We start from the raw sequence: 21,755 nt of genomic DNA on the forward strand, positions 1-21,755 counted from the left end.
GTAGCTAAGTGCGGAAAAGATAAGCGCTGAAAGCATCTAAGCGCGAAACTTGCCTCGAGATGAGTTCTCCCTGGGCCCTTGCGGCCCCTGAAGGGACGTTGAAGACGACGACGTTGATAGGCCGGGTGTGTAAGCGCAGCGATGCGTTGAGCTAACCGGTACTAATGACCCGTGAGGCTTAACCTTACAACGCCAGAAGCGTTCTGGTGAGTGTTGAGAGACAACACAAACAATTTCAGCTTGTAGCGGATAAAAATTTAGCTGTTCTGCGGACTGATGTCCGAAGGATTTTGTGCAGAGACAAGGCGACAAGTGCAGTGAGGGAAGGAGCATACTTAAGTATGTGACTGAGCTTACCAGCGCAGGCAAGGCAGTATCTGCACGAAAGACACGGGACGGCACCAAGATTTGCCTGGCGGCTTTAGCGCGGTGGTCCCACCTGACCCCATGCCGAACTCAGAAGTGAAACGCCGTAGCGCCGATGGTAGTGTGGGGTCTCCCCATGCGAGAGTAGGGAACTGCCAGGCATCAAATAAAACAGAAAGGCCACCCTCACGGGTGGCCTTTTTGCGTTGTATGTATCGTACGGGAACCCTTTAAAAAGGTAAAAGCCCCGGATGACCAGGGCTTTGGAGGGAATGAACTCAGTGAATAACCTGAGAAAGGAAAGCTCTGGTACGTTCTGACTTAGGATTAGAGAAGAACTCCTGCGGCGGAGCCTGTTCCACGATCTCACCGCGATCCATAAAGATCACCCGATCTGCCACGGTGCGCGCAAAGCCCATTTCATGGGTAACGCAAAGCATGGTCATTCCGTCTTCTGCCAGACCAATCATGGTATCCAGCACCTCTTTAACCATCTCCGGATCGAGAGCCGACGTTGGTTCATCAAACAGCATGATCTTGGGTTTCATACACAGGGAACGGGCGATAGCCACACGCTGCTGCTGACCCCCGGAAAGTTGCCCCGGGAACTTATGGGCATGTTCGGCTATGCGAACACGTTGCAGATAGTGCATTGCCAGCTCTTCAGCTTCTTTCTTCGGCGTTTTACGCACCCAGATTGGAGCCAGCGTGCAGTTCTGCAGTACGCTCAGATGCGGGAACAGGTTGAAGTGTTGAAACACCATCCCCACTTCAGTGCGCACTCGTTCAATGTTGCGGAGATCATCATTCAGATGGATACCGTCCACCACAATGCGCCCCTGCTGATGTTCTTCAAGATGATTAATGCAACGGATGGTTGTTGATTTCCCGGAACCTGAAGGGCCACAGAGAACGATACGCTCGCGTGGTTTCACCTGCAGGTTAATATCCTTCAATACGTGGAACTGCCCGTACCATTTGTTCACGTTTTCCAGCGTAATCATCATCGCGTCGTCGGATTGTTTAATCAGTGATTCAGTCATTTTAAGCCTCAGTGCGGTGTACGCCCGGTGTGAAAGCGCTTTTCCAGATACTGGCTGTAGCGCGACATACTAAAACAGAAAATCCAGTAAACCAGAGCGGCAAAGACATAGCCTTCGGTTGACATACCAAGCCATGTTGGGTCAACCGTGGCCTGCTGCACGCTGCTGAAGAGATCAAACAGCCCGATAATGATCACCAGGCTTGTATCCTTGAACAGGGCGATGATGGTGTTGACCAGCCCCGGGATCACCAGTTTCAGCGCCTGCGGCAGGATCACCAGCGCCTGCATTCTCCAGTAACCCAGCGCCAGAGATTCAGCCGCCTCGTACTGGCCTTTAGGCAGAGCCTGCAGACCGCCGCGCACCACTTCCGCCACGTAAGCAGACTGGAAGAGGATAACGCCGACCAGCGCGCGGATCAGTTTATCGATAGTACTCCCCTCTGACATAAACAGAGGCAGCATCACCGAGGACATAAACAGCACGGTAATCAGGGGAACACCACGCCAGAATTCGATAAAGATAATCGACAGAGTGCGAACCACCGGTAGCGTGGAGCGACGGCCCAGGGCCAGCAAAATTCCCAGAGGTAAAGCACCGGCGATCCCCACCGAGGCGATAATCAGCGTCAGGGTCAGACCGCCCCACTGGCGGGTTTCCACACGCTCCAGCCCGAAGAAACCGCCATACAACAGGAACCAGACGATCATCGGATAGGCGACCGCCCAGACGGTAATATAAAGGCCCCGGCGGGGAAGGATCTTCAGGAACATCGGCACAATGGAAAGCAGACCAATCACCAGTGCCAGGTTAATACGCCAGCGCAGCTCATGCGGATACAATCCGTACATAAACTGGCCGAAGCGGGCATGGATAAACACCCAGCAGGCACCTTCTTTGGTACAGTCTGCCCGCGTCGATCCAATCCAGTTGGCCTGGAAGATCAGCCAGTTCAGCGCAGGAGGAATAACGGCCCAGAGAACCCACAGACAGAACAACGTCAGAAGTGTGTTACCCCAGCTTGAGAACAGATTTTTTCTTGCCCAACTGACGGTGCGAGACAGTATAGTTGTCGGCACCGGCGGGGTTTCGTGAGTAGCTAAAGTCATAATAATCCCGTTCTCTTAGCGCTCAATCAGGCGGATTTTGCGGTTATAGATATTCATTAACAGCGAAATCAGCAGGCTGATAACCAGATAGACGCCCATGGTGATAGCAATGGTCTCAATGGCCTGCCCCGTCTGGTTCAGTACCGTCCCGGCGAACAGTGAGACCATATCGGGATAACCAATCGCTGCTGCCAGCGAGGAGTTTTTCACGATATTCAGATACTGGCTGGTTAACGGTGGGATAATTACCCGCATCGCCTGCGGTATGATGACCTGTCGCAGGGTTATCGGATTAGGCAGACCCAGTGAGCGTGCCGCCTCATGCTGTCCATAAGGAACGGACTGAATGCCGGAGCGGATCACCTCCGCGATAAACGAAGAGGTATAGATCGACAGCGCCAGTGTCAGTGCCGCCAGTTCCGGGATCAGAGCGAAGCCGCCACGGAAATTAAAGCCACGAAGCTGTGGGACATCCCAATGCATTGCCGCCCCGGAAATCAGGTGGGCAATCACCGGGAACACAATCAGCATGGCAATTGAGGCAGGCCAGGTTCGCTTGAGCTGGCCTGTCTTTAGCTGATATGAACGGTTGTAGCGAAACAGCGCAACACTGCCGGCGGCAGCCAGCAGCAGAGCGATGATGAATGGCCAGGTGCCTGGAGCGTACTGTGGCCAGGGAATATAGAGACCCCGGTTACTGACGAAAGCTAAATCGAAAGCGTTCACCGCCTGGCGTGGACCCGGCAGGTTACGTAATACGGCGAAATACCAGAAGAAGATCTGCAGCAACGGCGGAATATTACGGAACGTTTCGATATAGATATTAGAGAGTTTCCGTAAAAGCCAGTTATCTGACAGGCGCGCCAGGCCGATAAAGAAGCCCAGGAAGGAAGCAAAAACGATACAGAGAGCGGAAACCAGCAGGGTATTAGTCAATCCGACAAGAAACACGCGAGCGTAGGTATCCCCCTCGCTGTAGTCAATCAGGTGCTGAACGATACCAAAGCCAGCGCTACGTTCAAGGAAACCAAAACCGGAAGTAATGCCGCGGCTGGCCAGGTTGATGACGGTATTGTGGATCAGATACCCCGCCACGCCTAATACCGCGACAATCGCAATGATCTGGTAAAACCAGGCGCGCACCGCAGGATTGCTAAAGGAAATATCCCTTTTTACGGATGGGCGTTGAGACATGATGAAACCTCAGTCACGAAAATTCTGACGAAGGCACCGGCGAACCGGTGCCCTGTAAACGGTGGGAATTAACGTACTGGCGGAGCGTACTGGATGCCGCCTTTGTTCCAGAGCGCGTTCTGGCCACGGGCGATTTTCAGCTGGCTGTCTTTACCGACGTTACGGTCGAAGACTTCCTGATAGTTACCAACCTGCTTAACGATGTTGTAAGCCCATTTATTGTCCAGCTTCAGGTCTTTACCGAAGTCGCCCTCTGAGCCCAGCAGGTGTGCCATATCCGGGGTGGTTGGTTTGGCGGCCATCTGGTCAACGTTTTTAGAAGTGATACCCATCTCTTCCGCATTCAGTATAGCGAACAGAGACCATTTAACGATGGTAAACCAGTCATCATCACCACGACGCACGACAGGTCCCAGAGGTTCTTTAGAGATCACTTCTGGCAGCACGATGAATTCGTTTGGTTTGCCCAGTTTGATACGCAGGGCATATAGCTGAGACTGATCGGAGGCCAGCGTATCACAACGGCCGGTATCCAGTGCTTTGGCTGATTCGTCAGAGCGGTCGAAGGTCACCGGGGTGTACTGCATGTTGTTGGCTTTGAAGTAGTCAGCTACGTTCAGCTCAGTATCGGTACCGGCCTGAATACATACGGTAGCACCGTCGAGCTCTTTAGCACTTTTCAGGCCCGCTTTCTGGTGGGTCAGGAAGCCGATGCCGTCATAGTAGTTAACGCCAGCGAAGATAAAGCCCATGCCGCCATCGCGGGCAGAAGTCCAGGTTGTATTACGGGACAGAATGTCCACTTCGCCAGACTGCAGTGCGGTAAAACGCTCTTTCGCTGTCAGCGGGGTATATTTAACTTTAGAAGCATCACCAAAAACGGCAGCCGCAGCCGCACGGCAAACATCCACATCGATACCGCTGAATTTGCCGCTGGCATCAGCAAAAGAGAAGCCCGGCAGACCATCACTGATACCGCATTGCACAAAACCTTTCTTTTTAATGGCATCCAGGGTGGCGCCGGCATGAGCCTGATTCGCAACCGCAAACAGCGCTGCAGCGGCAACCAAAGTGGAGAGCATCATTTTTTTCATAAAGCATCCTGTGTGGCGAAATCGTTTTTATGTTTAATGCACGCTGTGGTGCACTATTTCCTGTCTGTGGCGTGAGCCATCCACGACTTTGCAAAGGGAGTGCCAAAATTGCAGAGTCCTGAATTTATTGGAAAGCTTTGCTAATAATTAGAAGCATTTTGAAAGTTTGCTTAATATCGCGCACTAAACAGGTGCAAAAACACCATGATTGGTCACAAAGGGTGCAAATAGTTTCACTATATGGAAGCAATGTGGGATGAAGCGCAAATATTGTTGAGGTGGTGTTAAATAAGATGAGGGGCCAACCCGGAGATTTGTGAGCTGGCTTTGATAAGGGGAGAGGGAACTCAGTAAAGCGACGTTGCGCCGTCCGGGCGGGTCTTAAAGCGGCGGTGGAGCCACATATACTGATTGGGCGCACGCATGATCTCGCGTTCAATCACTTTATTCATGTAAGCAGCGGCCTGCTGTTCATCGCTGATCGGATAGTCCTTCAGCTCGGGCTGAATCACCAGCTCATAGCCACTGCCGTCTTCATTACGGATCAGTACCACGGTGATCATCGCGGGCTTGGCCATACGGGCAATCATCCAAGTTCCGCTGGTGGTAGCGGCCTGCGGCACGGCAAAAAGAGGCGCAAAGACGCTGCCTTTAGGGCCGTAATCCTGGTCTGGAGCAAACCACACGGCTTCTCCCTGTTTCAACGCCTGGACCATGCCACGCAAATCACGGCGGTTGATCATCGCTTTGTTTGAGCGCATACGACCTTTGGTCTGCACCCACTCCATCAGCTTGTTGTTGTGCGGGCGGTACATCGCCATCATCGGCTGGCAAAGCCCCATCGCTCTGCCGCCTAACTCAAGTGACATGAAGTGTACGCCGATAATCAGCGCACCCTGCCCACCGTCCTGAGCCGCTTTTAGGTTGTGCAGCCCATTGACAGTAAACCAGCGTTTTACCCGACGATCTGACCAGAACCAGGCCATCCCTGTCTCCAGCAGTCCCATACCCAGCGACTCGAAGTTACGGACAATACGTAACTCCAGTTGCTCAGCTGGCATATCCGGAAAACAGAGCTCAAGATTACGACGGGTAATGCGAATGCGGCGCTTGAGAAAGCGCATTGAAGTGCGGCCCATCCAGGTGCCGAGCTTTTGCAGGAGAGGAAAAGGGAGCTGTACCAGCAGGAACAGGAGCCCCAGTCCGGCCCAGGTTATCCAGTAACGTGGGTGCATTAAGCTGCGGGTAAAACGGGGTGAAGCCTTCATATATCTCTCTTTATGCGTGCATGTGAGATGTAGCGCATAAAGAACTTAATCTGTTGCGATACAGGAGGTGTGACAACATTATTGGCCGGAAGTTGGCACCCACGTCGGTTTTTTACACAATCAAGACAATTCTGTCCAGAGCGCGGCCATAAAAAAGGCGCTAACAGTTCGTAGCGCCTCCATCACAATGAACCGAAACTTAGTTCATGCCGTATTTTTTCAGTTTCTTACGCAGCGTACCGCGGTTGATACCCATCATCAGAGCTGCACGGGTCTGGTTGCCACGGGTGTATTGCATCACCATGTCCAACAGAGGCTGTTCTACTTCAGCCAAAACCAGCTCATACAGGTCATTTACATCCTGACCATTCAATTGAGCAAAATAGTTCTTCAGTGCCTGTTTGACCGAATCACGCAGAGGCTTTTGGGTCACCTGGTCCTGTGAGTTAACGGTTGAAACGGTCAGTACGTCAGAATTTACGCGTTGTTCGAACATAGTTCTGTCAGCTCTTTATTTCTATTACGCAAGTTTTTCGAAGTATGCCTCCAACGCCTCCAGCTGTTCGCTGGCATCCTCAATGGCGTTGAATGTGCGCCGAAACTGGTCGTTTGGGGCATGCTCCTGGAGATACCAGGAGACGTGCTTCCGGGCAATACGGTATCCCTTGCCGTGACCGTAAAAGTCGTGCAGTTCCCGTAAGTGCCCGATGAGCAAGCGCTTTACCTCAGCCAGTGGCATTTGTGCCAGCAGCTCCCCAGTGTCCAGATAGTGCTGGATTTCCCGGAAGATCCACGGTCTTCCCTGAGCCGCACGTCCTATCATCAGGGCATCAGCCCCCGTATAGTCGAGTACGGCTCTGGCTTTATGCGGGTCAGTTATGTCTCCATTCGCGATGACGGGAATGGAAACGTTCTGCTTAACTGTCCGAATGCTGTCATATTCAGCTTCACCGTTGAACAAGCACGCGCGAGTGCGTCCGTGAATGGTCAGGGCCTGAATACCGCAGCGTTCAGCCAATTGGGCAATCTCTACACAATTGCGGTTGTCCGCGTCCCAGCCGGTGCGAATCTTCAGCGTGACAGGCACATCCACTGCATTAACCACCGCCGAGAGGATAGACTTCACCAGCTCAGGGTGCTGCAACAGGGCAGAGCCCGCCATCTTACGATTCACTTTTTTAGCCGGACATCCCATGTTGATATCGATCACCTGCGCACCAGATAAAGCATTGATGCGTGCGGCTCCGGCCATCTCTTCAGGGTCACAACCTGCAATCTGCACGGTACGAATACCGGGCTCGTCACTGTGTACCATGCGCAGTCGCGATTTGTCGCTGGCCCAGACTTCAGGGTTTGACAACAACATCTCAGATACGGTCATACCAGCGCCCATTGCATAGCAAAGAGTCCGGAAAGGCCTGTCGGTTATCCCGGCCATTGGCGCTGCAATCAGGCGATTGCGAAGCTGGTGGTTTCCTATGCGCATGAAAAAAAAGTGACCATAGTGTGTCCGCAAGGCGGCGTATATTACGCATTTTTCAGGGAAGATGAAAGGCCAAACTTTGAACAATTCGCCCTGAGAGATCAATGAAAGCAGTAATCCGCATTGATATAAGAATAAAATTACTTAACAAACAATCAGTTGAATATTTACGGTGTAATTATGAACAAATATTTTTCTTTTTTTGTGAGCAAGTTAACAACATAAATCACGTTACTTTGCTCCAAAAACGCTACATGGTCCGCTCTTAATGGGAGCGAACAGGGCTTCAGCGCACTGTAAACCCGCTGAAGCCAGGATAATTATTCGACAACCACCCGACCATGCATAGGCTGCAATGGACGATAATTGGTGTGTTTTAGTGCTTTTTGGAATGCCTGCAACTGCTGTGCTGAAAGCGTTACCGGTTGCTTCAATATCAGCCAACGAACACCTTCCGTACAGGGAGGTGTGGTCAGCGAGCCGCTGAAACGATAATAGTGCTCATCAGCAGGGAACAGTTTCGCCAGATCAATGCTTTTTTCCATTTTCACTTCGTGGTTTAGTTGAGCCGGTATGGCAGCAATAAGCGGGTTGAGAGCCTCATTCTCGGCTCCCTCTTCAAACATTACGGCCACCACAGTCAACTCTCCCGCTTTATTGGCGTGAACAAAGTGAGCTTCCAGTGGATAAGATTTCCCGGCAATAAGGTTTTCGCTGGGGGTATGGAAGTGGAATTGCTTAAGCTCGAAACGATCATTATCCAGCATGAAGTCATCACTGTCTTGTACGTCGACCATGATGGTGTGTCCATTGTTGACAATGGATTCAGTATCAGTGCGGAAATTGAGGCCCAGCGGGGGGAGCTTGCCGTCAATAACATGCTTAATGTCGACAGGGGACTGGTACTGACCCGTTTTACAGGTCTGGAACTCATCACTTATCTCTCCCCAGTGTTCCGGAGAGCCTTTCCCTTCGTATGCCCAGTGTGGCTGTGTGGAAGCTACTGCTGGTAATGCCGCGGCCAGTGAAAGCAGTACGGCTAATGTCTTGAATTTCATAATCCTTTATATCCTTATAAGCCGGGACCTTTTCTGGCCCCGGGATCTGCGAAATAATACGCATGCGAATTATAAGGATATCTGGCAGGAAAAGCATCAACCCTTATGTGCAATAAGGGCTGTTCAGTTAACGGCGAATTCCGGTGATACGGCACCACTCTTCTTTTTCGGCGACCGGGTCGAGCACGAACTTCTCTTCGTAAGCTTCACAAACGCTGTCGGCCTGGCTGGCAAGCACGCCTGATAAGCCCAGATGGCCCCCTGCCACCGGCAGAATGCTGATTAAAGGGGCCAGTTCGCGCAGCGGGCCAGCCAGGATATTGGCGACCACCACATCAGCACTGAGGTTGTCAGGCTGCTCGTGAGGCAGGTAAAGGGACAGACGGTCAGAGACGCCATTGCGCTGGGCATTGTCGCGGCTGGCCTGAATGGCCTGCGGGTCGATATCAATACCAATCGCCCTGGCAGCCCCCAGTTTCAAGGCTGCAATAGCGAGGATGCCTGAGCCACAGCCGAAGTCGATGACCGTTTTATCTGTCAGGTCCAGGCCGTCCAGCCACGCCAGGCACAGGGCCGTTGTCGGATGTGTACCCGTACCGAATGCCAGGCCCGGATCCAGCATGACATTAACTGCGTCCGGGTCCGGCACGTCACGCCAGCTTGGGCAGATCCACAGCCGCTGGCCAAAACGCATCGGATGGAAGTTGTCCATCCACTCACGTTCCCAGTCTTTGTCCTCAATCTGCTCAATTTTATGACGGAAGCCCTGGCCCAGTAGCGGGTGCAGCGCAAGGCCTGCAATCACCTCTCGCATCTCGGTTTCTGCATCGAACAGGCCAATCACGTCGGTATCACCCCACAGGAGCGTTTCCCCCGGCAAAGGTTCGAACACCGGGTTATCATGCGTATCCTGGAATGTGACCGAGACAGCTCCGTTCTCGATCAGCGCGTCGCCCAGTTCTTCAGCCTGAGCGCCGGTAGTGTTAATTTTCATTTGTATCCAGGGCATTGCGATTCTCTTTAATCAAACAGGGTGGAAGCCGTGGCTGGTTTGCCAGCCTGGCCAAAAAGGTTACCAGCTACAAAAGCAACAAGGCTCAGCAGCAGCGACGGAACGATAGGGTGAAAGCCCCAGGGTTGCAGCGACAGGCTGGCCAGCAGGGTATAGCAGCCGGCACCGACGATCATGCTGCTGAGCGCGCCTGCAGCGTTGGCTTTTTCCCAGTATAGCCCCAGCACCAGCGACCACAGGAAAACAGCCTCCAGGCCACCGAATGCCAGCAGGTTCAGCCATATAATCATCTCAGGCGGATTCCAGGCTGCCAGCAGCAACAGCAGGCCCAGCAACAGAGTGATCATCGCGGACATTTTTTTCAGCAGCGGTTCATTGCCCATCTGCTGGGGGCGAACGCGCAGAAAGAGATCTTTAACTATCGTGGCCGATGCCTGCAGCAGCTGGGCATTGATCGTCGACATGATCGCCGCCATCGGTGCCGCCAGGAAGATCCCTGCTGCCAGCGGAGGCAGCACATGGATCATCAGCGTCGGGATCACCAGGTCAGGGATCGGCAGGTCCGGCATCACTGCCCGACCCAGCGCGCCAGCCAGGTGCATGCCAAACATCAGGACGGCTACCACAATCGTCCCCAGGACAATCCCCCTGTGGACGGCTTTGCTGTCCTTGTAGGAGATGCAGCGAACGGCTGTGTGAGGCAGGCCAATAACACCAAAACAAACCAGCACCGAGAAGGAAGCCAGAAAGGTTGGAGTGAGAATGTTATCCACGCCGCCGGGGGAGATCAGCTGCGGATCGATATGCTGCAGCTTATCCACCGCGTTGTGCATGCCGCCCGCCGCATGGACCACCGCAAACAGTAGCAGGAAGGTGCCGATCAGCATCACCAGACCCTGCATCGCATCATTTAACACGCTGGCGCGGAAGCCGCCAAAAGCGGTGTACAGGGCGATGCTGCCGCCAAAGATCAGCAGTCCGGTGCTGTAAGGGATGCCTGCGGCGGTTTCCAGCAGGCGGGCACCACCGACAAACTGCACGGTCATTGCCCCGATAAAGGCAATCAGCAGGCTCAGGCTGGCAAACCATACCAGCAGCGGGCTGCGGTAGCGGGCATACAGCATATCGTTTAACGTCACGGCATTATAGCGTCGGGCCAGGATAGCGAATTTTTTGCCCAGAATACCCAGAGAAAGCCAGACGGCAGGCACCTGCACCATCGACAGTAGCACCCAGCCGAGGCCGTATTTGTACGCCGCACCCGGCCCGCCGATAAAGGAGCTGGCACTGATATAGGTGGTGGTCAGCGTCATGGCCAGCACGAAGCCGCCCATGGAACGGCTGCCAAGGAAGTATTCCGTCAGGAAATTGCCTTCACGGCGCTTACGCATGGCGTAAACAGACAGCCCGGCGACCAGCAGCAGATAGCCAATCAGCGGCAGAATAATGCTTGTTTTCACTGGTCTTCCTCCAGAGGAATATCGCGAAAAACCAGCCTGACCATCAGCCAGCAAAGGAATATAAACAGCAGGGGAACCAGCAGGCAGGCCATTTCGAACCAGTGCGGAAGGCCGGTAAGGCCGATTTTATTGCCCGGTAACCATGCCATCAATGACCAGGCAGCAAGATAGGCGACGGCCAGCCAGAAGGACCAGCGGGCTTCGCGATGAGCCTGAATGAAATGTTTGTCCATCTCTTACTCTCACCTTCCACAGACAAAGAAAAAGGCCGGTCAGACCGGCCTTTTTTTATTAACTCAGACGGATCAGGTTTCCTGAAGGCCGAGTTTTTTCTCCAGATAGTGGATGTTGGTGCCACCATGCTGGAAGTTTTCATCGGTCATGATCTTCATCTGCAGCTCAACGTTGACCTTGATGCCATCGATGATCAGCTCAGCCAGCGCATTTTTCATGCGGGCAATTGCCACTTCACGTGTCTCACCATAGGTGATCAGCTTACCGATCATGGAGTCATAATACGGAGGCACAGTGTAGCCAGCGTAAATATGAGACTCCCAACGTATGCCAAAACCACCAGGCGCATGGAAGCGGGTGATTTTGCCTGGGCTTGGCAGGAAGGTGTTAGGATCCTCGGCGTTGATACGGCATTCCACCGCATGACCGCGGATCACCACGTCTTCCTGTTTAATCGACAGCGGCTGTCCGGCCGCAATGCGCAGCTGCTCTTTGATCAGATCCACGCCAGTGATCATCTCGGTAACCGGATGCTCAACCTGGATACGGGTGTTCATTTCAATGAAGTAGAACTCGCCGTTTTCGTACAGGAACTCGAAGGTGCCCGCACCGCGGTAGCCGATTTCGATACAGGCTTTTGAACAGCGATCGCCGATGAATTTGCGCATCTCTGGGGTGATACCTGGCGCCGGCGCCTCTTCAACCACTTTCTGGTGGCGACGCTGCATGGAGCAGTCGCGCTCGGCCAGATAGATGGCATGGCCCTGACCGTCAGCCAGTACCTGAATCTCGATATGGCGTGGGTTTTCCAGGTATTTTTCCATATAGACCATATCGTTGTTGAAAGCGGCTTTTGCTTCCGCACGGGTCATATTAATGGACTGTTCCAGGTCTTTTTCGTTGCGCACGACGCGCATACCACGACCACCACCGCCGCCAGAGGCTTTGATGATGACCGGATAGCCGATCTGCTTGCCGAAGGCACGGTTTTTATCCATGTCTTCGCCCAGCGGGCCGTCAGAGCCTGGTACGCACGGTACGCCCGCTTTTTTCATTGCGTTGATGGCGGAGACTTTGTCACCCATCAGACGAATGGTTTCAGCTTTAGGACCGATAAAGATAAAGCCTGAACGTTCAACCTGCTCGGCAAAGTCCGCATTCTCGGACAGGAAGCCGTAGCCCGGGTGGATTGCCACCGCACCGGTGATCTCGGCAGCCGAAATCAGTGCAGGGATGTTCAGATAGCTTTTCACCGACTGGGCAGGACCAATACAAACGGTTTCATCCGCCAGCAGTACGTGTTTTAAATCGCGATCCGCAGTGGAGTGTACCGCCACAGTCTTGATGCCCAGCTCTTTACAGGCACGCAGAATGCGCAGCGCAATCTCACCACGGTTAGCTATAACAATTTTATCCAGCATGGTTCGCCTCGTTATTCGATGACTACCAGCGGCTCGTCAAATTCAACTGGCTGACCGCTTTCGACCAGGATCGCTTTCACAACGCCGGACTTATCGGCTTCGATCTGGTTCATCATTTTCATCGCTTCAACGATGCACAGGGTGTCGCCGGCAGTCACTTTCTGGCCGACTTCAACAAAAGCTTTCGCGTCAGGGCTTGGCGTGCGGTAGAAAGTACCGACCATTGGTGAACGTACGATGTGGCCACTGATCTCGGCAGCAGCGGGTGCTTCCATCGCCGGGGTGGTTGCCGGCGCAACGGCGGTAGCCAGAGCTGGCTGCTGCATCATTGGCGCAGCGTAGGCTTGCTGCATCATCGGGTAGCCGGTGTTCACAGGCGCACGACTGATGCGAACGGACTCTTCACCTTCAGAAATTTCCAGTTCAGCAATACCTGATTCTTCAACCAGTTCGATCAGTTTTTTTATCTTACGAATATCCATGAGTGTGGTTCCGTACTCTGTTTAATTAGATTGTGACAGGCGTTTAACAGCTGTCTGTAAAGCCCAGGAATAACCGTCGGCACCAAGGCCACAGATTACACCAGCGGCAATATCAGAAAGATATGAATGATGGCGGAAAGGCTCGCGGGCATGCACATTCGACAGGTGCACTTCAATAAACGGGATGCTGACTGCAAGCAGGGCATCGCGAAGTGCTACGCTGGTATGGGTGAAAGCCGCCGGGTTAATGACGATATAATCGACATTGCCTTTTGCCTCATGAATGCGGTCAATTAAAGCATATTCCGCATTGGACTGGAGATGACTCAGCTTCACGTTAAGCGCGTCAGCCTGCGATGTGATATCGCTGACGATCTCTGCCAGCGTCGTTTTCCCATATTTCTCTGGCTCACGGGTGCCGAGAAGATTCAGGTTGGGACCGTTCAAAAGCAGTATGTGAAACTTATCAGCCATCTTGCTGCTATCTCCTGCGATAAATGAGGCATCGCACAAAATACAACGCGAAAAGCCATTTGTCACCTCTAACGGTGAAATTTGGCCTGCGCACTGTTCCGAAGTCGGGCATTATAACGATTTCGTGGCACTTAGCAGCTAAATACTGGTCGTATCAGCGAAGATTATCAACTGCACGCCTTAAATTACGTGCAGTTGATGCAGGATATGCGGGGCAGAACACAGTCTGAAGCCTGCTTTATCGCAGCCATTGACGGAACTTTTTGTAACGCCAGGCCAGCAGAATGAGGGCGATAGCGGCGTAAATCCATGGCTGGGGAGAGAAAGTTTTTACCGACCACAGGTAGTGGATGGGGGCCAGGATCAGCACAAGGTAGATCGCATTGTGCAAAGTTTGCCAGCGTTTCCCTAATTTTCGCTGCGCTTTTTGAAAGGATGTCAGGGCCAGCAATAGCAGGATAACCCAGCTGATAATGCCCAGCGTCAGGTAGGGACGGGAGATCAACTCCGATCCCAGCAGGCCCAGGTTACTGATGCCCAGCTCCAGCACGGAATAGCTGACCAGATGCAGTGTGGCCCAGGCAAAGCACCATAGCCCCAGCAGGCGGCGGACCCGGATTAACAGTGGTTGTTTACCGTAGCGAGCCAGCGGCGTCACCAGCAGCGTGCTCAGCAGAAACTTCAGTGCCATCCTGCCGGTAAAATGCTGGATATCTTTTGCCGGATCGGCGCTGAACCAGCCCTGATCGATGGCGAAAATTAACCAGATCAGCGGCAGGAAACCGGCAAGATGCAGCAAAATCTTCAGCCCGGTAATTTGTTTGACAGACAGACGTACCACTAGAAATTCTCCCGCAGGTCAAGGCCCCGATACAGTGAAGCAACCTGGTCGGCATAGCCGTTAAACAGCAGCGTTGGTTGGCGTTTAACGTCAAGAATGCCGCCGGAACCAATAAAGCGTTCGGTCGCCTGCGACCAGCGGGGATGGTCAACATGCGGGTTCACGTTGCCATAAAAGCCATACTCGTTGGCGGCCAGCTGATTCCATGTGGTGGGAGGCATATCCTTCACCAGGGTGATTTTGACAATCGATTTTATCCCTTTAAAGCCGTATTTCCACGGCACGGTCAGGCGGATGGGCGCACCGTTTTGAGGTGGCAGTTCTTTGCCATAGACACCGGTGGTCAGCATGGTCAGGGGATGCATTGCTTCATCCAGTCGCAACCCTTCGACATAGGGATAATTAATGCCGCCACCGATAAAGCGATCCTTCTGGCCCGGCATTTCATCTGGCGCGTAAACGGTCTGAAAAGCCACGTAGCGGGCATTGCTGGTGGGTTCGGCTGATTTAAGCAGTTTTCCCAGCTCAAAGCCTATCCACGGGACCACCATCGACCAGGCTTCCACGCATCGCATCCGGTAGATCCGCTGCTCTAATGGGAAACGTTTATAGATATCATCCATATTCAGCGTCATGGGCTTCGCCACTTCGCCGCCAATCTCAATCTTCCAGTCGGTGGTTTTCAGGGTGCCCGCATTGGCCGCCGGATCGGCTTTATCCAGTCCGAACTCATAATAGTTGTTATAGCCCGTCACTTTGTCTTCCGGCGTCAGAGCCAGGTTCGCCTGATACTGTTCGGGTTTGGTGAAGTTGAGAGATTTCCCTGACGGCGCTTTCGGGCGATCGTTGCCTTTAAACCATGAGAGCACGTCGGCGCGAGCCTCAGGGATCGACAATGCGGCGGCGCTGATCCCCAGCGTTTTCAGGATCTGGCGACGTTGCGTATTGAAGATCTCTTCAGGCGTGACATCGTTTTCAGTCAGTTTGTTCGCGGGTTTCATCAGGCTGCTCTCCGGCATCGGTTTCTGTTCAGCCTTAATCATGGTCATTGTGCGGGTATTCAGCGAGTTTGCGGCAAAAAATGTGAAATTTCCTGGAAGGGTGTTCCCCTCTGCCACGCAACAGAGGGGAGAAGACTTAACGCACTTTCACCAGCGTACGGCCGGTAACTTCATTATTAAGCAGCTTCGCTGCGCTTTCTGCCGCTTCGGTAAGGGGCACTTCGTGGGTGGCCTGCTGATAGAAAGTTTCCGGCAGCACCTTAATCAGCCTTTTCCAGGCTTCCAGCCTGCGGGGAGCCGGTGTGCTGACTGAGTCCACACCCTGCAGGCGAACGTTGCGCAGAATAAAAGGCATCACCGTTGTTGGCAGAGCGAATCCGCCAGCCAGGCCACAGGATGCTACCACGCCAGAGTAGTTCATCTGTGCCAGCACGCTCGCCAGTACTTTATCGCCTGCGGTATCCACCGCTCCGGCCCAGCGTTGTTTTTCCAGCGGGCGTGCATCACCGTTGAATGCACTACGCGGCAGGATCTCTTTTGCACCCAACCGGCGCAGATACTCATGGGTGGATTCCCGCCCGCTCACTGCGGCAACCTGATAACCAAGGGCATTGAGTAGAGCTACCGCGGTGCTGCCCACGCCGCCGCTGGCACCTGTCACCACCACTTCACCACTTTCAAGTGTAATGCCGCCTTCTTCCAGCGCCATCACGCACAGCATCGCTGTCAGCCCGGCAGTGCCGATAATCATCGCTTTACGGCCATCTAGCCCGGCGGGCATTGGCACCAGCCAGTCGCCTTTCACTCTGGCCTGCTCTGCCAGTCCTCCCCAATGATTCTCGCCCACTCCCCAGCCCGTCAGCAGCACTTCCTGGCCGGAATGGAAGCGGGGATCTTCGCTGTAATGTACTTTTCCCGCAAAATCGATCCCAGGAACCATCGGGAACTGGCGGATAATTTTTCCCTTTCCGGTAATAGCCAGCGCATCCTTGTAGTTAAGGCCTGACCAGTCGATATCCACCACCACGTCGCCAGGGGGAAGATCGTGGGTAGTCAGGGTCTTCACTGACGCAAGGGTTTTCCCTTCTGACTGTTCAAGAACAAGTGCTTGCATGAGAATCTCCTGAAAATAGGACCTGTGAGTATAATTAAAACCTGACCCCACTATACTCCCGACTTTCATCACTATTCTGACATCAGGCAATTATTAGCAGCGCGGGATGTGTTATTTTCCCCCGCGAGTTTCCGTCACAGCCTTCAGATTACAGAAGGCGAGTGATTTTTTTCAACTGCAGTAAAAGAGCACAGGGATGCGATTAACCACAAAACTTTCTGCAATGATCACGCTGTTGAGTGCACTGGCGATGTTAATGATGCTGGTGGGCTGCGTGATGAGTTTTTTTTACCTCAGCAACCTGCGGGCCGAGCACCGTCTGCAGATTATGGCGGAGGATATCGATGTGGCAATGGAAACGGAAACACCGGAGCAGATAGCCGTCTGGCTACCTCAAGTGATGGGACCGTTGCAAATCGTTCGGACTAAATTCATCGAAAATGATCAGCTGCGCCTGGAGCTGGCCCGCCATCAGGATGCGGTGATGGAGGATGAACCCAATAAGTATCGCAACTCTGAACTCAAGCTCGAAAATCACCCCAATATCATGCTGCAAATCACCTGGGTCGATACCACCAAAACCTGGGTCAGCTCTTTTGTTGGCACCTCTATTTTTACCATTATCATCTCAATTGTTGGCAGCCTGCTGCTGATCCTGCTGTTTACCCACCGATGGCTCTATCGTCAGTTGCAGGGAATGGAGCGTCTGGAAGCCCGGGCTGGCAGGGTGCTGAAAGGGGAACGAGGTACGGTAAGGCAGGGCAGTGTGCATGAATGGCCGCCGAAGGCCAGTAGCGCGATCGATCTGTTGCTGGGCGATCTGTACGAGGCGGGCGAGCAGCGTAATCGTATTGATACGCTGATCCGTGCTTTTGCCGCTAAGGATGCCAAAACCGGCCTGAATAACCGCCTGTTCTTTGATAACCAGTTGGCCACCATGCTTGAGGATACCGAAGCGGCCGGGGCTCACGGAATGGTGATGATGATCCGTTTTTCGGATTTCGATACCCTTCGTGATAACTGGGGCCACACGCAAACTCAGGATTATTTGTTCGATCTGGTCAATCTGCTTTCCACCTTTGTTTTGCGTTATCCCGGCGCGCTGCTGGCCCGCTATTTCCGCAGTGATTTTGCCGTTTTGCTGCCTCACCGTAGCCTGAAAGATGCTGACAGTATCGCTTCACAGCTGATTAATGCCGTTGATGCTCTGCCTCCCATGCGGATGCTGGATCGCGAAGATATGATCCATATAGGCATCAGCGCCTGGCAACACGGGCAGAGTACTCAGCAGGTCATGGAAAATGTTGAGCTGGCCACGCGGCATGCGGCGCTGCTGGGAGGAAATAACTGGTCGGTGGGCGAGGTTCCTCAGAAGGAGTTAAGCCGTGGCAGTGTTAAATGGCGCACCCTGCTGGAAAATACCCTGCATCGTGGTGGTCCACGCCTCTATCAGAAACCGGCAGTCACCAGTGAAGGACAAGTCCATCACCGCGAGATGATGCCGAGGATCTTTGACGAAGATAAAGAGCTGCAATCGGCTGAGTATCTGCCGCTGGTGCAGCAGTTGGGCATGGCCGAAGGTTATGACCGCCAGTTGGTGACCCGCATTCTGGCCCTGCTGCCGATCTGGCCAGAAGAAACGCTGGCCGTCCCTCTGACAGTGGATGCTCTGCTGCAGCGTCCTTTTCAGTCCTGGCTACGCGATATGCTGCTGCAATACACTAAATCTCAAAGAAATCGCATTTTATTTGAACTTGCAGAAGCAGATGTGTGTCAACACATCAACCGTCTGGCTGCCGCGTTTCGTTTGTTGAAAGGTTTTGGCTGCCGGATAGCGATAAATCAGGCGGGATTAACGGTTGTCAGCACTGGCTACATCAAGCTGTTTGACGTGGAACTGATCAAGTTGCATCCGGGTCTGGTACGCAATATCGATCGGCGTACAGAGAACCAACTTTTTGTGCAAAGCCTGCTCGAAAGTTGCAACCGCACGCCAACACGTGTTTTTGCTGCGGGTGTTAAAACCCGTGATGAGTGGCAAACCCTTGCCGGACTGGGGGTTCAGGGCGGTCAGGGCGATTTCTTTGCGCCTTCACAACCGCTCAACAGCGATGTGAAAAAATATTCGCAAAGATATCGAGTTTAGTCTGCCGTTAAGCAGGATTTCACGTAGAATAGCCGCGCGGCTGTGGTGCCGGCAACGGTTTACTGGGCCACCCAGAGAGACCGGGAAATGTTAAAATTTATGTACGTTATGTCCGAATGTCGGCTTTAAACCGCGGGTGCGGAGCCTGAATACAGGCATTGTGAACGCTCAGGTTTTCAGGATTGTGACTCAGGCGAGAGATAGCGTTATTTTTCACCGAAGTAGAACGTTTTTGCGCCTTGTCGCTGCTTCGTGTGGTTGGTAAAGTAAGCGGATTTTATTTTCCGCCCCCAGCTAGCAGGATTATCCTTTAGTATGTTTAAAAAATTCCGTGGCATGTTTTCCAACGACTTGTCCATCGACCTGGGTACAGCCAATACCCTGATTTACGTGAAAGGACAGGGCATCGTTCTGAATGAGCCCTCCGTCGTTGCTATCCGTCAGGATCGTGCCGGTTCCCCCAAGAGCGTTGCGGCAGTCGGTCATGACGCAAAACAGATGCTGGGTCGTACCCCCGGCAATATTGCAGCTATCCGCCCAATGAAAGACGGTGTTATTGCCGACTTCTTCGTGACCGAAAAGATGCTGCAGCACTTTATCAAACAGGTTCACAGCAACAGTTTTATGCGCCCAAGTCCGCGCGTGCTGGTGTGTGTCCCGGTGGGTGCCACCCAGGTTGAGCGTCGCGCTATTCGCGAATCTGCTCAGGGTGCAGGCGCACGTGAAGTGTTCCTGATCGAAGAACCAATGGCCGCAGCGATCGGTGCCGGTCTGCCGGTTTCCGAAGCAACAGGCTCAATGGTCGTCGATATCGGGGGTGGTACTACCGAAGTGGCGGTGATCTCCCTGAACGGCGTGGTGTACTCCTCTTCCGTGCGTATCGGTGGTGACCGTTTCGATGAAGCGATCATTAATTATGTGCGCCGTAACTACGGTTCCCTGATTGGTGAAGCCACTGCTGAGCGTATCAAGCATGAAATCGGTTCCGCTTACCCGGGTGATGAAGTGCGTGAAATCGAAGTTCGCGGTCGTAACCTGGCTGAAGGTGTGCCACGTGGCTTCACGCTGAACTCCAACGAAATTCTTGAGGCCCTGCAGGAGCCGCTGACCGGTATCGTCAGCGCAGTGATGGTGGCGCTGGAACAGTGTCCGCCAGAACTGGCCTCCGACATCTCCGAACGCGGCATGGTGCTGACCGGTGGGGGTGCGCTGTTGCGTAACCTCGACCGTCTGCTGATGGAAGAGACCGGTATTCCGGTTGTAGTGGCAGAAGATCCGCTGACCTGCGTAGCGCGCGGTGGCGGTAAAGCGTTGGAAATGATCGACATGCACGGCGGCGATTTGTTCAGCGAAGAATAATTTGCCTTAAGGAGTGCGGGATATCCCGCACTCCTTTAATAAGATGTCGAGGAATACGCCGAGTTTATGAAGCCGATCTTCAGCAGGGGACCTTCCCTGCAGTTACGCCTGTTTTTAGCAGTTTTGGTGGCAATAGGCGTGATTATCGCCGACAGTCGCCTGGGCGCTTTCAGCCAGATCCGCACCTATATGGATACGGCGGTCAGCCCTTTCTATTTCCTGGCCAACGGGCCACGTCAGATTCTGGACAGTGTTTCTGAAACACTGGCCTCCCGCCAGCAGCTTGAGCTGGAAAATAAAGCCTTACAGCGCGAACTGATGCTGAAAAACAGCGAGTTGTTGATGCTGGGTCAGTTTAAGCAGGAGAATGCCCGCCTGCGCGAGCTGCTGGGTTCTCCGCTGCGTCAGGACGAGCACAAGATGGTCACTCAGGTGATCTCCACCGGCACCGATCCTTATACCGATCAGGTGGTCATCGACAAAGGTAGCGTCAATGGCGTTTATGAAGGCCAGCCGGTGATCAGTGACAAAGGCGTGGTGGGCCAGGTGGTTGCGGTGGGTAAAATCACCAGCCGCGTGATGCTGATTTGTGACTCCTCCCATGCGTTACCTATTCAGGTACTGCGTAACGATATCCGCGTTATTGCTGCCGGTAATGGCTGCACCGAAGAGCTGCAGCTGGAACACCTGCCGGGCAATACTGATATTCGTGTTGGTGATGTACTGGTTACCTCCGGACTGGGGGGCCGTTTCCCTGAAGGCTATCCGGTGGGCGTGGTGTCAAGCGTGAAGCTCGATACGCAGCGTGCTTACACGGTGATTCAGGCCCGACCGACCGCAGGCTTGCAACGACTGCGCTACCTGCTGCTGTTGTGGGGTGCCGACCGTAACGGCACCATGCCAATGGCACCCGAAGAGGTACACCGCGTAGCCAACGAGCGCCTGATGCAGATGATGCCGCAGGTGTTACCTGCTGCTGGCGAACTGATGGGACCACCGGCTCCGGATAGCCAGCAGGTGCCTGCCGGACCGAATGCGCCCGCTGCTCTCACACCTCCACCTGTCACCAGCCAGTCTGCACCAGCTGCACGCGGAGGCCGTCCTTGAGTAGTTATCGCAGCCATGGACGATGGGTTATCTGGCTGTCGTTCCTGGTCGCACTGGTGCTGCAAATCATGCCCTGGCCTGAACAGATCTACATGTTCAGGCCGTCGTGGCTGCTGTTAATCCTGATTTACTGGGTGCTGGCTCTGCCACACCGCGCGAATGTTGGCACGGGATTTGTGATGGGTTCTATAATGGATCTTATCTCCGGCTCAACGCTGGGCGTGCGTGCGCTGGCTTTCAGCATTGTGGCTTATCTGGTGGCGTTTAAATTCCAGCTGTTCCGTAACCTTGCGCTGTGGCAGCAGGCGCTGATGGTGATGGTGCTGTCTTTGGCGATGGATGTCATTGTATTCTGGGCTGAATTCTTAGTGATTAACGTCTCATTCCGGCCAGAAATTTTCTGGAGTAGCGTGATAGACGGTATTCTGTGGCCCTGGCTGTTCTTGCTGATGAGAAAAATACGCCGCCAGTTTGCCGTTCAATAAGGAA

At 53.5% G+C, this 21,755-nt stretch carries 21 protein-coding genes and 2 rRNA genes; 6 read left to right on the top strand and 17 right to left on the bottom strand.

Annotation, left to right across the window (positions count from 1 at the left end; all coding sequences use genetic code 11):
- Both AC3Y5R_RS15895 and rrf read left to right on the top strand, forming a co-directional pair.
- Positions 1 to 186: ribosomal RNA gene (locus AC3Y5R_RS15895) — 23S ribosomal RNA — on the top strand; the annotation flags it as partial.
- A gap of 225 nt (positions 187 to 411) precedes the next feature.
- A 5S ribosomal RNA gene (rrf, locus tag AC3Y5R_RS15900) occupies positions 412 to 527 on the top strand.
- A gap of 117 nt (positions 528 to 644) precedes the next feature.
- On the opposite strand, the gene AC3Y5R_RS15905 is transcribed toward rrf, so the two are convergent.
- The 17 genes from AC3Y5R_RS15905 to acuI all read right to left on the bottom strand — a co-directional run bounded on the left by AC3Y5R_RS15905 (position 645) and on the right by acuI (position 16,654).
- Positions 645 to 1,409 (bottom strand): amino acid ABC transporter ATP-binding protein, encoded by a 765-nt coding sequence (locus AC3Y5R_RS15905; RefSeq protein ID WP_158782008.1) that lies wholly within the window; start codon positions 1,407 to 1,409, stop codon positions 645 to 647.
- Between the two features lie 8 nt (positions 1,410 to 1,417).
- Entirely contained in the window at positions 1,418 to 2,518 is a 1,101-nt protein-coding gene (locus AC3Y5R_RS15910; RefSeq protein WP_489922146.1) for an amino acid ABC transporter permease, read from the bottom strand.
- A 15-nt stretch (positions 2,519 to 2,533) separates the two neighbouring features.
- Positions 2,534 to 3,712 carry an amino acid ABC transporter permease gene (locus AC3Y5R_RS15915; RefSeq protein WP_489922147.1) on the bottom strand — a complete coding sequence of 393 codons (1,179 nt, stop codon included), beginning with the start codon at positions 3,710 to 3,712 and terminating at the stop codon, positions 2,534 to 2,536.
- A gap of 68 nt (positions 3,713 to 3,780) precedes the next feature.
- On the bottom strand, positions 3,781 to 4,806 hold the full coding sequence (locus AC3Y5R_RS15920) for an amino acid ABC transporter substrate-binding protein (RefSeq protein ID WP_489922148.1): 1,026 nt from the start codon (positions 4,804 to 4,806) through the stop codon (positions 3,781 to 3,783).
- A 347-nt stretch (positions 4,807 to 5,153) separates the two neighbouring features.
- Positions 5,154 to 6,074, bottom strand: a complete 921-nt coding sequence (lpxP, locus tag AC3Y5R_RS15925) for a kdo(2)-lipid IV(A) palmitoleoyltransferase (protein ID WP_489922149.1) — start codon at positions 6,072 to 6,074, stop codon at positions 5,154 to 5,156.
- Positions 6,075 to 6,273: 199 nt separating this feature from the next.
- Positions 6,274 to 6,570: a DNA-binding transcriptional regulator Fis gene (fis, locus tag AC3Y5R_RS15930; protein ID WP_000462905.1), complete on the bottom strand. Its 297-nt coding sequence runs from the start codon at positions 6,568 to 6,570 to the stop codon at positions 6,274 to 6,276.
- Between the two features lie 24 nt (positions 6,571 to 6,594).
- Positions 6,595 to 7,560 carry a tRNA dihydrouridine synthase DusB gene (dusB, locus tag AC3Y5R_RS15935; RefSeq protein WP_489922150.1) on the bottom strand — a complete coding sequence of 322 codons (966 nt, stop codon included), beginning with the start codon at positions 7,558 to 7,560 and terminating at the stop codon, positions 6,595 to 6,597.
- A gap of 317 nt (positions 7,561 to 7,877) precedes the next feature.
- Positions 7,878 to 8,615: a carbonic anhydrase gene (locus AC3Y5R_RS15940; RefSeq protein WP_489922151.1), complete on the bottom strand. Its 738-nt coding sequence runs from the start codon at positions 8,613 to 8,615 to the stop codon at positions 7,878 to 7,880.
- Positions 8,616 to 8,742: 127 nt separating this feature from the next.
- Positions 8,743 to 9,624 (bottom strand): 50S ribosomal protein L11 methyltransferase, encoded by an 882-nt coding sequence (gene prmA / locus AC3Y5R_RS15945; protein ID WP_489922152.1) that lies wholly within the window; start codon positions 9,622 to 9,624, stop codon positions 8,743 to 8,745.
- Positions 9,625 to 9,635: 11 nt separating this feature from the next.
- Complete coding sequence (gene panF / locus AC3Y5R_RS15950; protein ID WP_489922153.1) at positions 9,636 to 11,087, bottom strand: sodium/pantothenate symporter; 1,452 nt, start codon at positions 11,085 to 11,087, stop codon at positions 9,636 to 9,638.
- Positions 11,084 to 11,320 (bottom strand): YhdT family protein, encoded by a 237-nt coding sequence (locus AC3Y5R_RS15955; RefSeq protein ID WP_489922154.1) that lies wholly within the window; start codon positions 11,318 to 11,320, stop codon positions 11,084 to 11,086. Before AC3Y5R_RS15955 ends, panF begins: the two co-directional genes overlap by 4 nt.
- Positions 11,321 to 11,392: 72 nt before the next feature.
- Positions 11,393 to 12,742 carry an acetyl-CoA carboxylase biotin carboxylase subunit gene (gene accC / locus AC3Y5R_RS15960; RefSeq protein WP_489922155.1) on the bottom strand — a complete coding sequence of 450 codons (1,350 nt, stop codon included), beginning with the start codon at positions 12,740 to 12,742 and terminating at the stop codon, positions 11,393 to 11,395.
- An 11-nt stretch (positions 12,743 to 12,753) separates the two neighbouring features.
- Positions 12,754 to 13,224, bottom strand: coding sequence for an acetyl-CoA carboxylase biotin carboxyl carrier protein (accB, locus tag AC3Y5R_RS15965; RefSeq protein WP_158782019.1), 471 nt, complete (start codon positions 13,222 to 13,224; stop codon positions 12,754 to 12,756).
- Between the two features lie 21 nt (positions 13,225 to 13,245).
- On the bottom strand, positions 13,246 to 13,698 hold the full coding sequence (gene aroQ, locus AC3Y5R_RS15970; protein ID WP_158782020.1) for a type II 3-dehydroquinate dehydratase: 453 nt from the start codon (positions 13,696 to 13,698) through the stop codon (positions 13,246 to 13,248).
- A gap of 238 nt (positions 13,699 to 13,936) precedes the next feature.
- Positions 13,937 to 14,539 carry a protein-methionine-sulfoxide reductase heme-binding subunit MsrQ gene (gene msrQ, locus AC3Y5R_RS15975; RefSeq protein ID WP_489922156.1) on the bottom strand — a complete coding sequence of 201 codons (603 nt, stop codon included), beginning with the start codon at positions 14,537 to 14,539 and terminating at the stop codon, positions 13,937 to 13,939.
- A complete protein-coding gene (gene msrP, locus AC3Y5R_RS15980) occupies positions 14,539 to 15,540 on the bottom strand; it encodes a protein-methionine-sulfoxide reductase catalytic subunit MsrP (RefSeq protein ID WP_489922235.1) in 1,002 nt (333 codons plus the stop codon). Before msrP ends, msrQ begins: the two co-directional genes overlap by 1 nt.
- 136 nt (positions 15,541 to 15,676) lie before the next feature.
- Entirely contained in the window at positions 15,677 to 16,654 is a 978-nt protein-coding gene (gene acuI, locus AC3Y5R_RS15985) for an acrylyl-CoA reductase (NADPH) (RefSeq protein ID WP_489922157.1), read from the bottom strand.
- A 196-nt stretch (positions 16,655 to 16,850) separates the two neighbouring features.
- On the opposite strand from acuI, the gene csrD reads away from it, so the two are divergent.
- From csrD to mreD, 4 genes are all read left to right on the top strand, one after another.
- Positions 16,851 to 18,800, top strand: a complete 1,950-nt coding sequence (gene csrD / locus AC3Y5R_RS15990) for an RNase E specificity factor CsrD (RefSeq protein ID WP_489922158.1) — start codon at positions 16,851 to 16,853, stop codon at positions 18,798 to 18,800.
- A 315-nt stretch (positions 18,801 to 19,115) separates the two neighbouring features.
- A complete protein-coding gene (gene mreB, locus AC3Y5R_RS15995; protein ID WP_003855260.1) occupies positions 19,116 to 20,159 on the top strand; it encodes a rod shape-determining protein MreB in 1,044 nt (347 codons plus the stop codon).
- Positions 20,160 to 20,225: 66 nt separating this feature from the next.
- A complete protein-coding gene (gene mreC / locus AC3Y5R_RS16000; RefSeq protein WP_158782024.1) occupies positions 20,226 to 21,266 on the top strand; it encodes a rod shape-determining protein MreC in 1,041 nt (346 codons plus the stop codon).
- On the top strand, positions 21,263 to 21,751 hold the full coding sequence (mreD, locus tag AC3Y5R_RS16005) for a rod shape-determining protein MreD (protein WP_158782025.1): 489 nt from the start codon (positions 21,263 to 21,265) through the stop codon (positions 21,749 to 21,751). The genes mreC and mreD overlap by 4 nt, the downstream gene beginning before the upstream one ends.
- Positions 21,752 to 21,755: the final 4 nt, after the last annotated feature.

The sequence above is a fragment of the Erwinia sp. 009765445 genome, from assembly GCF_058137865.1.